The organism is Photorhabdus namnaonensis (assembly GCF_001684335.1).
In the GTDB taxonomy this organism is placed as follows: domain Bacteria; phylum Pseudomonadota; class Gammaproteobacteria; order Enterobacterales; family Enterobacteriaceae; genus Photorhabdus; species Photorhabdus namnaonensis.
The window spans coordinates 117,818-133,509 of the sequence record NZ_LOIC01000088.1 but is presented as its reverse complement, the minus strand read 5'-3'; the positions used below and the strand labels follow the sequence as shown (position 1 = coordinate 133,509).

The following is a 15,692-nucleotide window of genomic DNA, read 5'->3' as shown; positions in this document are numbered from 1 at the left end:
TAATAGTATCAATGAAAATCCGACTCGTGATAACCATCTTGTCCAACATATTCAAAATAAGAAAAATCATATTCAGAAAGACGATCCCCTATATGTTAAGGTTACGTTGTCACTCTTCACCGTAGGGTTAGCCGCATTTGCCCTACTCTACTTCGTCCAACCAATCTTACCCATGTTGTCGGATGATTTTGGCGTTTCTCCCGCTACCAGTAGTTTATCTTTATCTCTCTCAACTGGCATGCTGGCATTGGGCTTATTAATCACAGGCCCTCTGTCTGATGCGATTGGCCGTAAAAATGTGATGGTAACAGCGCTATTTGCCGCTGCGCTTTTCACTTTACTCAGTGCATATATAACCAGTTGGCATGGAATTCTGATTGTACGCGCTCTGGTTGGTTTATCTCTCAGTGGCGTAGCCGCCGTTGCAATGACTTATCTTAGTGAGGAAATCCACCCTAATTTTGTCGCTTTATCAATGGGACTTTATGTTAGTGGTAATTCTATTGGCGGCATGAGTGGACGATTAATATCAGGTGTTATCACTGATTATTTCTCATGGCGGGTTTCTGTCATTGTATTAGGTTTATTGGCATTAATTGCGGCAATGATATTTTGGCGCATGTTACCTGAATCGCGCCATTTTCGGCCAAGTTCTCTCAAGCCTAAATCTTTATTAATCAATTTGAGATTACATTTTCGTGATAAAGGATTGCCGTTACTATTTTTTGAAGCCTTTTTACTCATGGGCGGCTTTATTACCCTATTTAATTACATAAGTTATCGTTTATTAGATTCACCCTATCATTTTAATCAGTCAATTGTCGGTATGTTATCTATTGTTTATTTGGCAGGGACATACGGCGCATCTAAAGTGGGCACATTAACCCATCAATATGGACTCGGAAAAGTGCTGATCGCGACGATAAGTATGATGTTAATCGGTACGCTTATTACCTTATTCTCATCTGTGGTGACAATTATCATTGGCATGATAGTCCTTACTTTCGGTTTCTTTGCCGCACATGCTGTCGCCAGCAGTTGGGTCGGACGTCGGGCGCGACGGGCTAAAGCACAAGCGTCTTCCCTTTATCTGTTCTGTTATTACTTTGGTTCAAGTGTGGCAGGTACTTTGGGCGGTATATTTTGGCTCCAATCAGGTTGGAATGGCGTTGTTTTATTTATTGCTATTCTTCTCTTTTTAGCCCTACTTTTAGGATTTAAACTCGCCAAACTTCCAGAGGCAAGATAATAGAAAGAGAGAATGAGCCGCACTCACCCCGGTCACATAGTTACCTATGCTCCCGGGGATTCACTCCCTTGCCGTCGCGACGCATCTTGAAATCCATTGGGTATATATAATCAAACCATTCACTAATTAATAATGACTTCAAAATCTGTAGAAATTAAATTTGCTAAAAAATTCGAACTCACTTTATTTTTTACAAAAAAAGATAGATTTGGAAAGATGGAACCTTTACCACTATAACTCAATTCACCCTGTTTTATAATATAACAACAGGGTTCAATTAAATTTATGCTGTACTCTCCGGCACCAGTATCATCGGAATAAATGCCAAAATTATCAAAACCGTTTTCAACGTATTCCCCATTATTGAAGAACCAATCTTGAGTTGGCTTCTCCCTAGACATTTCTGCGGTAAAATTTCGTGGAGTGAAAAACTGTGCTTTAAACGTAAATGCAAGATAAAGATTTGAAATATTTGGATAAAAAAATAAGTTGCGAAATTCTGAAATATTCTGGCCATTCAACCATATAAACCCTGGAGTACCAATGCGAAAATTCAAATTCTCCGCTTTCCACTTCTCTATCTTTCTATCGGGCGCCAATGGGAATTTCATCACGATACCATTTGGAGCATATTTGTTTACATAAATATTAGTCATCATTGTGCCTCATCTTTTAATTGATTTACTTGGCTCAATCGCCCCAACCTTGTTTATTATCTCTTTTTCACAGTATAATGCCATAATCTGATTACCGCTAACATTCCACGATCAAAATCACTTCATATTCATCACATTGCTAAGAAAATAACAAGATGATTAAGGAAATAGTAAAATACCGAAATTTATTTAAGATAAGTGCAAAATATTCACCTACTGCAAAATTATTATTAGCACCGATATCAATATTAAAATAATATACAGGAAGATTATTTCCATCTGGGAATAGACAGGAAATCGAGAAATGAGAATACACCGGATTAATCTCCTTATGCTCATCACTTTGAATGATAATAAAATTTCGGGATTATACTGACACTTCCCCTTATTTTAAGGAAGAAAAGAGGAGGTCATCATGGAAAAATATGAGTTACAGCTGTATTATAATCCGAGTTCACTGGCGATGATGCTTCCAAGATAATACAAACCATAATAATAGTAGCAAAACAATCACTATTTCAGAATGTATTCTGTACATGAGATGAATATCCTCAAATAATTTACATGTATTACCATTATTATATCAGGAGTAATTATGAATAATTCCAATACAAGTGCAGCCCTAGTAACATTCGAAATTGCCACCGTAACAGGGAAGGATAGTGGAAGCCAGGCAGATGACAAACAAGTACATATGACATTACAGACTAACACTTCTCAATCATCGAAAGTATTACTTAAAGACCATACTGATGGTGGACACGATAACGATCTGTTTCAACAGGGAGATTTCAATAAATTCAGAACCGATGATTTTAATTTGCCATTAGATAACAGTTCGTTAGTATCAACAACCATGTATGTTGAGAATAAAGATGATTGGAACTGCCAGCATATATTTGTGACTAACACAAGCAATGGGCAATTTTATCACACAACAGAATCGCATTGGATTTCTAACAGTTCTACTTCATTCCCCTTGTCACAATATCTCGAACGAGTAAATGATAAAACAGAACAGCATTGCAGCGAGTTTTTGATTACGGTCGCAACTTCTGCTGATAAAAATGCAGAAACAAATGATCACGTTTTTGTACAGCTTATTGATTCACATGGAAATGCTTCAGAATTCATACTAATGAATAACTTTCTGGGGGAGTTTTCCCGAGGTGATACTGAATCTTTCCGAGTTGATACCCCACACGACCTGATTGGTCCCATTACCCGCGTCATTCTCCAGAAAGAAGAAGGGAATGGCTGGAAGCCCTCCACTTTGACCATTGAGCGACAGGGAGTGAGTGATGGGTTAGTCAAATCCACATTCAGTTTTACTGAATGGTTGGATGGAGAAGATCGCTGGGTATTAAAAGAGTGCAATGAAGATTACATTTGAAATTTTCTCGCATCGTAAACTCTTATCCTCCTCATCCTAAGAGGCAAGGAGGATAAGTGACTAAATTAGTTAAGAGCAACAGACAAGTAATACTTTATTTATGATTAACAACTCGCTATCGGCCGTAAAACAATTTCAGCCGGGCAACTACCTGCTGGATGCTGAAGAATAAAAACAATCGCGTCAGTGACGGATGAAAGCGGGATAGTCCCTACACCATTTGGTAATACCGCGCCTAACATCTCAAGCTGGCCCGGTGAAATTGCACATACTCGTACACCTTGTTTCCATAATTCTTGCTGTAACGCTACAGTAAACCCAATGACTGCCCATTTTGATGCTGCATAACAACTGGCCCCTGGCAAGCTGGCTTTTCCAGCCAAGGAGCTAATATTGATAATGGAGGGCTGTGCGCTTGATAATAGATGTGGCAAGGCGAGATATGTCATATGAATTAAAGCAGTGACATTAGTCGTAATAACCTGATCAATTTCTTCCGGTATTAGATCCATCAAATTGCCAAAATGGAAAGCACCGGCATTATTGATTAATATATCTAATCCCCCCAACTTTGCACAGGTGAAATCTATTAGCTGCCGGCGGAAATTATCATGACATATATCCCCAGAAAATGAGTATATTTCGCAATTACCCTGATATTGTTGAGGCAATTCTTTAAGTCGATTCTCACATCTTCCAGTTACCACCATTCGGGAACCACTGCCTGCAAGCATTTCAGTGATTGCGTGACCAAGCAGACCACTGGCGCCGGTAAGTAATACTCGTTTACCACGCAACATTTTCCCTCCCTAATAACGCAAAATAGCGGACCTCCATCCGGTGGTATTATTCGCCAATTAGAAATCCGCTTAACTTTATATTGCTATCAAATAGCTACAGAATTATTTATTACTCGTTTTTTGATGATTCGGTACAAGAGCGACAGCCAAAGCCAAGCACCCTTCCCGCTTCACTACCAGATAAGGTGCGCGGTACGGCCCCAGCCAAACTAACCGGTTGGGAAAAAGTCGCTAACCGGAGAGAGTTTTCCATTTGGCCTGTCTCAATCTTGCCCAATTTAGTATGTTTCATATAATTTACCTCTTTTTTTATATTAGATAGTAAAATGTGCGTCTGGTACGACGCGGTACTATTAACGCTCGCTAGGCCAGCGTTAACATGCATTGCTGAGCTTGCACACGGACATAACTACTGGGATCACTCATGGCAAGGTGATAAACCTGATCACGATATTGTGTATCGGTAGAAAAACTCAGCATGGAAACAAAAGCGATGGAACGTAGCTCTTCACGGGTATGGCTACTGGCAATTGTATGCAGTAGCTCTCTGCTACGTTCATTGCCTTCTTTCATCAAAACAGAAAACAAAGCCTTATGTGCACGAAACCGTTCAAATCGCCCGTTTTTAATACGTGCAACCTGAAAGTCAGCATTATTTTCCCTATCCAGATCAAATTCATATTGGCGCTGTCCATTCCCTCTGGGTTGAATGATGATATTGATAGAGACGGATAAATTTGGTGGTGGAAATTGAATGTGCATATCTTTACTGCGAAAGAAAAATATGACTTTGCCTGGGGATAACATTTGTTCGCCAAAGTAATTCATAGCGACTTCTTCACCCTCAACGCCATCAACACTGTCATAGTCATACTCATAAAGACGTGTAGTGTAGCCATCACCAAAAAAATTAGTGGTCAAAAAATCAAAATTATGGTCATGAGGTTCTAGCCAGGAAAATGGGGCCGGTGCGGACTGAGGCCCAGGCGGTAACCACAGAACCATACGAACAGCAAATCTCTGGTCGCTGTATAGAATAAATGTCGGTGGTTGGACATCGTTCCCTGACTGAAATTGGTTAGGGAATACTAATTGGTTACAGATGATGTCCAATATTTCTTGCTTGTTAGCCGCGAAATCTACCAACCATTGACTGGCTATTTCTATCTCTTCCCGTTGGTAATGACCACAGGAAACATTGTCCACCATACTACTGGTCTTCAAAAGTTGAACCAGCTCAGGCAATGCCAATGGCTTACCTGGTTTAGGCGTGAATTCAAGAGTCATGAATTTTCTCCTGCAAAGTTTCCAACACTGCCTGAATCGCGTTACGGACATAGTTGCTGTTATCATCCAGCGCGCTATCAATCAACGGTTGTGAGGCCCGATGACGAAGAATAGCAGCCCATGCCATCGCCCTGGCTTCTTCCGACTGGTGAGTTTTAGCAATATGGATCAGCAGTTTTTGTGTACGTCGATTCCCCTGATATGCCATCAATGAGAAAATCGAACGCTGAGAAACTACCCGTTGCAAACTATTGAATATTGGTTTGCCAACAATACGCCCTTCCGATTCCGATAGTTCAAAAATCGTTTGTCGAACCGAAGGAATACTTTTAGGAATAATGAGATTCAAAGATGCTGACAACGAAACAGGTTCGTGCTGAATGTGCACATCCTTATTGGCGTAATAATAAATAATATCCCCTTCTTCTAGAAACATATCCCCCGCGTAGCTGAAAAGTGTTTCCCCACTGTCACTCTGCTCGATCTGAGAATAGTCAAAACCATACAGAGAGGTACGGTATCCAGGCCCAAAGAAACCAACACTCATCAGGTCAAATGCATGATCATGGGCATAACGATAGGAAAAAGGGATACTCCGAGCCTGAAATCCCGCAGGTATCCAAACCATCAGACGCAATGTAAAAATTGGACAAGTGTACAAAACATAACTTTGGGATTGTCCATTATTGGTATATTGGAAAGTTTCAGGAGTCACTAAAGCGTTACTTATATGTTGCAATACTTCATGGCGATTAAGCGCTAAAGCCTTAAGATGGGTTGCCGTATTTAACATATCATCCTGGCTATAACAGGATGCTCTCAGACTCTCGAGCACGCCGGAATCGGTCAAATATTCAATTAAAGCCGTCAAAGTGATTTGAAAGCCAGGTTCGACCACCAATTTTATCGCCATGTTTAGTCCTCCCTTACAACGTCAAATCCATTGAGCCGTAAACTATTTTTTGCCGTTTCACGCATCATCGTATCGGTATCTTCACGGGCTATCTGGTGTAACAATTCCAGACATGCGGCACTATCAATCTGTGCCAGGCTTTCAACCGCCTCCCAGCGAACAAAATTGGCATAGTCAGATGTTGCGAGTTTCTCCAGTACAGTACTTGCACCGTGATATTTCATCGCTCCCAAGAGCCGAACATACAGCTGAATACGTGACGCACTTAAATTAGTGCAAATGGTTTCGACGGGTTGTAGACTCATTCGATCATAAATCCAGCTAATCCACCCTTTAGCCTCTGAATGTGCAATGAGTAAAAAAGAGCCATTACGATTCTCATAACCGAAATCAAGAATATCCTCGTAAGCTTTAAAGCTATATAGCTGGTTTGGTTCGAAAGTAAAAACGCCTAATGAGGTCAATGCTTCTGGTTGTACAAATGGATCATTATGATTAATTTTGCATTTATAATAAGGAACTTGTATTGCCTCTTGTGATGGATTGATGATAAAAGTATCGAATTCATTGACGTACAGTCTTTCATTATTCGTTTTACCAATAAAGCGAACAAGTAAATTAAAGTTTTTCTGCCGATGAATATAAATACTATCTTCGGAGAGAAGTTCATATTTATCAGTAATTTCTTTCTTTTCCAATAGATCATTCAATATATCGATAATATTATCACGCGATAACTTAGCCAAAACTTCTCCAACCGACCAGAAATCTCCACCATTATCCGCCATCTTCTTAGTAATTATTTTCTCCAATTGGTCCAACTTGGAAATTTCTTCCGCTTCCTGCTCATCAAAATGTAACCGTTTACTCTGACCAGCTTTAGGCAGTCCCTGTTTTTCATATAGAGAGGTAAAATAACTATCACGTGAAGCACGTAACCAGTCTGATAGAGAAATATTTTTTTCTTCTGCTTCAATTATAAGATTATCAATACCTTTTTTAGCGATTGACTGGGCAATACCTTTATTAATCAGCATATTTTCCAAACGATCTTCTGTCTCTCTATTCACTACAATCCCCATTCCAACTGAGTATTGCGGCGTATTCCCAATATGATAATGATGTGGTGGAAGAATAAATATATCACCGGCTTCTATTATCCAGTTATCAGCGTAGGGCCGTAGTTTATCCATATTAAACCGATACTTAATCCCTTCTATTTTTTCGAAAACATCCTTATTAAACAAAGACATTTCTTTGGCGTTAGGCCCACAATGGAAATGCACTACCGAGCTATAAGGATCATCAAGATGAACACCAAATGGCGTGTATCCATAGTTACCAATAAACAGACAAGTTCCTATGAAAGTATTTCTTTCCCCAAGAATTTTTCGCAAAGGAGCGAAAATAGAAGAAACTGCTTGAAAAATGTAATCAGACCAACGTTCAGTATCATTGACAATAACACAGAACCGTTCACCTCCAGTAGCTCGTGATATCCAACTCTCAAATGTCTCATTTTCATTAGGCTCAGTATAAAGAATAGGATCAATGTGTTCCGCACTCAATCTTCCCTCTATATATACCCGGATTAAAGACTCCTGAGAAACCATCATTTCTTTTTTCAATATGTTAAATAGTGAAAATAAAGCATCATCAGAAAACAACTCAGGATTAAAAGCTTCTTTTATTAACTTAGCTGACATAATCACAGGTTTATTAACTGGATCATAAACTTGTTCATCTTCTCTTATCTTATGCATCTGATAATGCTCACAAACTTCATTAAATTTTTTAACGTACTTAATATAAGCGTTCATATGTGATCCCGACTTTTGATGATAGCGAAGAGAGAGATAGGTAGGTAGATAAAAAAATAATAGGTCATGATGCTAGAATAGCAAGGAACCATTATATAAGCGCTTATTAATTTGAATAGGTCAAGATGCGCTTTGTAGCACATTAATTAGAACCGGAACTGGATAAAAAAACAAACTCAAGAATATGATCTAGAAATAATTTATTTTAATTTCATAATGAGATAATAATTTATTAAAAATAAAATTATAAGGCAGTTTCGTATAGTAAGTGCAATAAAATTAAATAATCAGAGGCATTATATCGACATATAAACGTGAATATAATCACATTTTTTACAATTAACACTTATAACCCTTGACAACATTTCATTCCACTTTTTACCTCAAAGAAACCAAAAAGGCGACACAGACGTCGCCCCCTGATTATTATTTCGTTCAGCCCACAGAATCTTTATATGGTCAAACGGCCTCGCAACACATTACGGGTTTCAACAGACGATTGGCTAAATAGATTTCCGGTACTATTTCGGAATGCTTGATTCACTTCAACTGCCCGAATGGATGGATGAACATTTACCGCTTCCGGCTCCAATTGCGTAAAACGAGATAAAGTATAGGCTTCGCTTCCTTCCGAAGCGCCTGCCGATGAACTGAGTTCCCAAGTATGATGATTCACTGCATAAGCAGTACGTGCAAGGTTGATTAGCCCCGAAGTTGTTGACACCGCACCAAAACCCACGGAGACCCATCCCAAGATATTCGCCGCATTCGCATTACTACCCGCAACGGCGGAAGCTGCTATTCCGGTAGAGAGCGCCACAGCATTCGCACTCAATGACACCGTGGATAAAGCGATATCCCAGCGTCTGCTAGAACGACTGGCAATTTCACCAAATTCAATCGGTACTGACCCGATAACACCCGTGCTGACCGCTTGGGAACCACTCCGGGCCGATTTTACCAGCGAAGAGGTAAAGGTTATTGCACTGATGCCAAAGCTTAAAATCCCCAACCCCGCACTAACCCAATTTAATATTCCGGCTGTTTTCGGATCTTTTTCCGATAATGCCGCTGACGCAATCCCTATCGAATCAGCCGCCAATCCAATAACCGTCGCAGTCACTGCGAGTGTACTGGTAGAAGCAATAGCGCCAAGCGCTCCCCCCGCGGCAATTAAACCTGCACTAATTGCCGCGCCAGCCCCCAGTGACACAATGCCCACAATGATACCAATTGCCCCTAGCACAATGCCTAATATCCCGCCGGCACTAAGATGACCGTTCAGATCAATCCGATTTATGGGATCGCCTTCGCAATAAGTGTAGGGATTAACCCCTCCCCGACCAAAAGGACTCCAACTGTCGGGACTTTGAAATCTCATGAAAACTGGGTTGAAAACACGATATCCGTTACCTAAGAAATACCAACCGGTCACTGGATCGATCTGCGCGCCATTCAAACCCGGTAATGAAGAAATTAAACTCCTAAAACCATAAGGAGTGTAGGACAAAGCCATCAACTCGTTTTCGTTTTGACTGGCTACAACCGTACTATTATGGTCCGTGCCATATTGATAGTAGACGGACTGGCCGTTCTTGGTACTCTGATGACCAAGCCGTTGCTTATCGCTGTTCAACCAGGTAATGGTTTCATCTCCTAATTGAACATTCGTCACTTTACCTGATGCATAATACTGACGATTCATCGTACCATTCGCTAAAACTTGTGCGGTTAATTTGTTCAATGCATCATATTGATATTGGCATACCAGATTACCTTTACTGTCTTTTACCTGTACCAAGCGATTATTCTGATCGTAAATAAGCGTCTGCCCTTTTTCGTCGCGCGTCAGATTACCATTGGCATCATAACTTAACTCTATTTGCTGTTTATCACTGGTAATACGAATAAGTTGAGTTGGATCAGTTTGGCTGAAATGATAGTCCACTGTTTCCTTACCATCTCGATATGTATTATCAATCCGTTTAATATTTCCCCATTGGTCATAATGATAAATCTGTTGATTTAACACACGCCCGGTATGGTCAACCGGAGATTGCTCCCCTTCGCATTGGTACTGGCTTAGGCGTTGATTACTATCATATTGATAACGTTCATTCTTTATAACCACCCCATCGACGGAGGTGATACGTTGACTAATTTGATTATTCTTTGTATAGCTTAAAGTCATTACTTGCATTGCAAAGTCACTAATTAGCGAGCGTTTTATTTCTCGATCAAAAGCATCGTATTCAATTTTTGTGGTTAATTGGGATAATGACGTTGTGTCTTTTGTCATTGTTGTTATTAACCGCCCAACATTGTCATATTCAAATGTAGCGTATTGTGAACTCTGCTCTGTTTTAACTAATTTTCCTTGTCCGTCATAACTATAAACATGATTATGACCAAAACTATCTTTATGACGCTGAATCAAGCCAGACATCGTATAACGGTAATCGCCCGATGAAACGGGTTTATTATCCCGAGAAAACGATTCGTGCTGTAATACACCCGATGGGAAATAGCTGTAATTACTCTGGGATACTCCCTCTGACGCAGATAATAGCGCCCCCGTTTTGGGATAATAACGAAAGTTTTGCTGGCTTGTCTCTGTGGTGAATTTGGACATCACACTGCCGAGAGAATAAAGATAATCTATATTTTGTTTATTACGCGCGGGAGTGACAGACTGAATAGGTTTATCACCTTGAGTCCCATATAAATATTCTGTTTTGCGACCACCCACCGTATCGCTGGTGACTCGCCCAAGACCATCATAAACTAACGAGCCTAATTGTGTTCCATTCACGTTCAGTGCGGAAATTAATTCTTCATGGCTAAAGCTTGCATAAGCGGATTCTAATATTGTGCTATCTGGCAATGTTTTTTTCACGATACGATCAAATACATCGTACTCAATTTGGGTAGAGTAACCTTCTGCATCTGTTTCAGTCACAGTACGACCAAATCCATCATAACGATAGGTACGAGTGCTATATATCGCACCATCAGGATACACAACTTTAATTGAAGCGGGCTGCTCAAAGCTATTTTGCTGAATATTTAACATCCCCAACCCTTTGACCCCTTGAATAATTGTCCTCGTAATAGGGTCATGGATTTCCAGTTCTATCCGACCATCGCTGTATTCCGTGCTGTAACGATTTCCCCAACCATCATATTGATAAGTTTTCGTTGTAACCAAAGGAGTCGTCAGACGAGCCAAAGGATTAGCAGATAAATCCCATAGCCAATCATTTGAAATTTCCTTGATTAATTGCCCCAAAACATCATATTGTCTGGCGAGCACTTTGCGATATGTGCCTTGATAAATCCCCGATGTACCCCAAGTACCATCATCATCTTGTTCTTCAATCGAACAAATACGCCCCAGTCCATCGTAATGGGTTTTACGCCTGATACCTTGGGGATCAATTTCTATCATCACCGGCCAAAAATCATTTTCGTCACCACCGGGATATTGATAAACATAACTGCGTTTAGTCTCTTTTGTCGTGCCAGGGTCAATAATTTGACCTGTAATTCGGCCTAAAAGATCATAAGACTGATCTGTAATCACACGGTTCACATCAACTTTACGAAGCTGCCGATGTGTATAAATAGAGGTCACATTTTTCGATTCCATATGCGCACCATCAAACCCCGTCACTGTAGAGTTCGTGGTCATCTCACTGTCTGAATATTCATATTTAAATGTTGTGACCGTTTGTTGGTTATTCATTACCGACGCTATTTTCGCTAACGATCCATGAGATTTGTTTGTCGGTGAATTAACATAGCTAAAGGTTCTCACTATTTTATTATCTGTGGTTTCTGAAGCTTTACTGACATATTCCTTTATATAAGCACCTGTAAACGTAGGCAATTTCTGATATGTGTAATTAGTCACCCTATTCGCGACACTTTGAGCGGCATCAGGCGATCCTTTTTGCGTAGCTGATTTCAAAAATCGGGAAAAACCTAATGGATCGGCAGGACAATTATTCCCTTCACCATTCACAGGATAATAAACGTATTCTTTCTGTATCCCACTGGTCTCAGTAATAAGTAGCGTATTTCCCCAATCATCGCTTTTAATATTAACGGTCTCTTCTCGTGAAGTATTGGTTTGTAAGTTTGTATAACGCGTTAATACCCGAGATGGTTGTTGTAAATTTTCTGGTTGCTCGGAGAAACCTTTTGACGGATCTTCATTGTAGGTAATTTCTGTTGTAATTCTCTTATTATCTTGTGTTCTCGCTTCTTTGGTCATTAAATGGAATTTATTAAACACTCTTTCTGTTACTGAAACGACATTTTGACCATCTAAAACCCGTTCAATGGATGAATAGGTATATTTCCCTGTGACCAGATACAAATTATCCTGGCTAGAATCAAAGCTTGTCCGACCAGAAGAATAGCCCAAGAAATTATGCACTGAACTATATTCATAGGATTTGCTGATCGCCGGCTGCCCATTACCCGGTTGAATAATCAATGCAGCAGCATAAGGAATAGATTCCGTGTCCGTCACTTTATGTCCATTCTCTTTATAACTTACCAGCTCAACATAACCTGTCGGTGTACGAAAAGCACTAATAACCGGAAATATTCCTTTTAACGTCTGATAGGTCATCTTAAATCTGGCAGAATCAATAGGACCAGAAGCATCATAAGGTACCGTCACTGTAATAAGGTAATCATTACGATAATCGAAAGCGATTTTCGCAGAGATATTATTATCATCAGGGTATTCGACCGATGTACAATTATTTCCAGAATAGTTGAGTTTAAGATAAGTTTTACCAGTTACACGGTATTTTATTTCGGATAATGCAAATCGTGAATTATAAATTAAATCAAACGCTTCGCCATCAGGAAATTCAAGTGCAACCGTTTTTGCTATATCACTCGATCCAATTCGTTTCAGTGTTTCTATAATGCCATTTTTGTTATAAACATAGAAGGTATTGCTATCGAGCTTATATACGCGTAAATCTTTTAACTTTTTATCTTTAAAGCTAATATCATTATTATTAGGCGGCAATGGTTTACATTTAAATTGCTCTCCATTTGCTCGGCTAAATGTGAGTGTTTTTACATCCAATGTTGTTAATGAAAATCGCCAGCCAATCCCAAACCCATTATTTAACGTTGTTAATGGCGAGAATGATAGATTAAATACCTGTTCAATATTGCCGACATTATTTGGTCTTAACGTGATAATATTGATATTTGCGCTATACTGACCCGTTCTAGGATCAATACCAGTATTAATATAAGATCCAAAATTAAAAGCATTGGAATATATATCGTTAACTTTCATTTTAAATTTCCTGTTTGGTTAACTAAGATTATAGCCAAACTAAATATCCATTTAGCCATTCATTTATTTACAATAACAGATATCTCTATATTTCCATTTCAATAATGGAATATCTTAATTGCCGGTAAACACATATGCGATTACCGGCATAGACAAAGGTTCTTTACTAAGGAAAATCAACTTATTCTTGCTATGCTCAGCGCACGTCCAATATTAACCGAGGATATTCTAAATTTATGCTGACAACCGTAGTTATCAATGATTGTGACATCATGATATCCATCATAATAACCACTCGTCCATGAACATCCTGTCACATGGAGTACTTCAGCGGCAAGCTGCGTGTCCGGGACCGATACGCTATAACCATAGTCCATAACACATCCTCCACTCACATTATCACGTGCATTTACATATGAAGTTCCTCGTTTAAATACCCTTCCTCTTGTCAGGAATCTATCATCTGATGGATCTTTACCAAGTGCATATATTCTATTAACAGTACTATCATTCCCTTCAAGAATCCTCAAATGATATGGCAATGTCCAGCGATAAAGGTTAATTGTTTGATGATGAGTATCCGATTTCGTTGGTTCTTCTGTTTTATCAAACAATATATTGGTACTTTCATGCAATTGATTTGCATTAATTGCATAAGGAGCAATAGCTTTTAATAAAATCTTGCTGTCAAAAACTTCATCACCAACTGACATATTCGTTGTGAGTGTGCGTTTCCCATCCGTATCTTCGAAGGTCATTTTCGCTATTAGATACTCTGTACTTGTTCTATTACTACTAACATAACGATAGATATATTCAGGAACACTCTTCACGCTTTTCTGATAGCTTTCATTTGTACAGCAATCTCCCGCATGATCTACTGCCGGCTCATTAATAGAAGCATCAATACGATAAACACCATTTAATAACCCAAGATCATATCGATTTCTTATCTCTGTCGTTGTCCAACCTGAAGGCATTTTTAATTGGTCGTATATAAGACTATCACTTAACGCCGCCACCTGAATCGATCTTTTTTCAGCATCACTTAACGCTAATTTTACCCAATCACCATTCCTATATTCTTGTTTAAGTACAGAGATTTTCACCATACATTGATGCCGACCATTAGCATAAAAACTATCATCAGTTTTCTCAATGGTAAATGTTGTTATTCTCTTTTCCATAACATTCTCCATAATATTGTGAATTAAGCTGTAATAGAAATAATATCAAGTTCAAAGCCATAATATGGCCCCTGCAATTCAGGAATAATTCTGACGCGATAGCGTTTTGATAATTCGTCTTCAAATTCCTTCAAGGCGTTCAGGATAAATTCGCTGTATTTTCCTTGTGCAAAAAAGATAAATTGTGTAGTTGAAGGATTAATAGAAACATATTTACCAAGAGCATGGCGTAACGTCTTAATAAATAGTGAACCATCTTCGTTTAATTCGAATAGTTTTTTATCTGTCGTCGTTCTATCCATAAAATTTCCTTCACCTAAAAGATAAATATTTATCTCACGATGATCACGGCGCAGTAAAAACTGTTTATTAATATCTAAATCGAATATTCTGGGTTCAACCGTTTTATCAAGTAAATGATCTGGAATAACAAATTCAATCAAAAAACGACGTCCATTCACAATAATAGGCAAATGTTCTCGATCAACTGAAAAACAGCATAGGTTTCCAACCCACGAAGAACCTTCTGTCTCTGTATAGGCTGAATATAAAGCAGCAATTTTACCTTTTTCTAGAATGTTCATTATAACCTCTAAATGTTAATAGTAAAAATAGGGTTAGAGTAAAAGACCACCTCTCGACGAGGTGGTTTATACCCGTCATCTTTCAAGTTGTCTCTTTGTTGGCTGCACTCACTCACCCCGGTCACATAGTTATCTATGCTCCCGGGGATTCGCTCCCTTGCCGCCGTGATGCATCTTGAAATCTATAGGGTATAATGATGAAAATTAAAATCTCAGTTTATAAATTAGACTCTATATAATTCGTAAGTTCATTTAATGTTAAAATAGAATGATTTGAAAAAAGTTCAGCTTTAATACTAATACCATACATCTCCAATACAAAAACCTGAACTTCCACATAGTCAAGGCTATCAAATTTAAGCGAAACAAAGGAAGATTCTGGTGTTATTTCCTCCTCTTCGATATCCTTCATCACTAATATTCTATCCTTTATCTTAGTAAAAATATCACTTTGTGTTGGCATTTCGCTTTCCT

At 39.0% G+C, this 15,692-nt stretch carries 12 protein-coding genes; 2 read left to right on the top strand and 10 right to left on the bottom strand.

Annotation, left to right across the window (positions count from 1 at the left end; all coding sequences use genetic code 11):
• Positions 1-49: 49 nt before the first annotated feature.
• Positions 50-1,249 (top strand): MFS transporter, encoded by a 1,200-nt coding sequence (locus Phpb_RS19685; RefSeq protein WP_420848366.1) that lies wholly within the window; start codon positions 50-52, stop codon positions 1,247-1,249.
• A gap of 122 nt (positions 1,250-1,371) precedes the next feature.
• Here Phpb_RS19685 and Phpb_RS19680 read toward each other — a convergent pair whose 3' ends face one another.
• Positions 1,372-1,908, bottom strand: coding sequence for a hypothetical protein (locus tag Phpb_RS19680; RefSeq protein WP_065391840.1), 537 nt, complete (start codon positions 1,906-1,908; stop codon positions 1,372-1,374).
• Positions 1,909-2,500: 592 nt separating this feature from the next.
• Between Phpb_RS19680 and Phpb_RS19675 the strand changes: the two genes are divergently transcribed.
• The gene (locus Phpb_RS19675; RefSeq protein WP_065391839.1) at positions 2,501-3,298 is read left to right on the top strand and encodes a PLAT/LH2 domain-containing protein; all 798 of its coding nucleotides are present in this window, start codon (positions 2,501-2,503) and stop codon (positions 3,296-3,298) included.
• Between the two features lie 104 nt (positions 3,299-3,402).
• Here Phpb_RS19675 and Phpb_RS19670 read toward each other — a convergent pair whose 3' ends face one another.
• From Phpb_RS19670 to Phpb_RS19630, 9 genes are all read right to left on the bottom strand, one after another.
• Positions 3,403-4,098 carry an SDR family oxidoreductase gene (locus Phpb_RS19670; protein WP_065391838.1) on the bottom strand — a complete coding sequence of 232 codons (696 nt, stop codon included), beginning with the start codon at positions 4,096-4,098 and terminating at the stop codon, positions 3,403-3,405.
• Positions 4,099-4,207: 109 nt separating this feature from the next.
• Complete coding sequence (locus Phpb_RS19665; protein ID WP_065391837.1) at positions 4,208-4,390, bottom strand: hypothetical protein; 183 nt, start codon at positions 4,388-4,390, stop codon at positions 4,208-4,210.
• A 71-nt stretch (positions 4,391-4,461) separates the two neighbouring features.
• Positions 4,462-5,385 carry a hypothetical protein gene (locus Phpb_RS19660; RefSeq protein WP_065391836.1) on the bottom strand — a complete coding sequence of 308 codons (924 nt, stop codon included), beginning with the start codon at positions 5,383-5,385 and terminating at the stop codon, positions 4,462-4,464.
• On the bottom strand, positions 5,375-6,298 hold the full coding sequence (locus Phpb_RS19655) for a HEAT repeat domain-containing protein (RefSeq protein ID WP_065391835.1): 924 nt from the start codon (positions 6,296-6,298) through the stop codon (positions 5,375-5,377). The genes Phpb_RS19660 and Phpb_RS19655 overlap by 11 nt, the downstream gene beginning before the upstream one ends.
• Before the next feature lie 2 nt (positions 6,299-6,300).
• Positions 6,301-8,118 (bottom strand): HEAT repeat domain-containing protein, encoded by a 1,818-nt coding sequence (locus Phpb_RS25090; protein WP_065391834.1) that lies wholly within the window; start codon positions 8,116-8,118, stop codon positions 6,301-6,303.
• A 451-nt stretch (positions 8,119-8,569) separates the two neighbouring features.
• A complete protein-coding gene (locus Phpb_RS19645) occupies positions 8,570-13,447 on the bottom strand; it encodes an RHS repeat domain-containing protein (protein ID WP_065391833.1) in 4,878 nt (1,625 codons plus the stop codon).
• A gap of 176 nt (positions 13,448-13,623) precedes the next feature.
• On the bottom strand, positions 13,624-14,634 hold the full coding sequence (locus Phpb_RS19640) for a hypothetical protein (protein WP_065391832.1): 1,011 nt from the start codon (positions 14,632-14,634) through the stop codon (positions 13,624-13,626).
• A 23-nt stretch (positions 14,635-14,657) separates the two neighbouring features.
• Positions 14,658-15,218: a hypothetical protein gene (locus Phpb_RS19635; protein ID WP_036775689.1), complete on the bottom strand. Its 561-nt coding sequence runs from the start codon at positions 15,216-15,218 to the stop codon at positions 14,658-14,660.
• Positions 15,219-15,435: 217 nt separating this feature from the next.
• Entirely contained in the window at positions 15,436-15,681 is a 246-nt protein-coding gene (locus tag Phpb_RS19630; protein WP_065391831.1) for an acyl carrier protein, read from the bottom strand.
• Between the last annotated feature and the right edge of the window lie 11 nt (positions 15,682-15,692).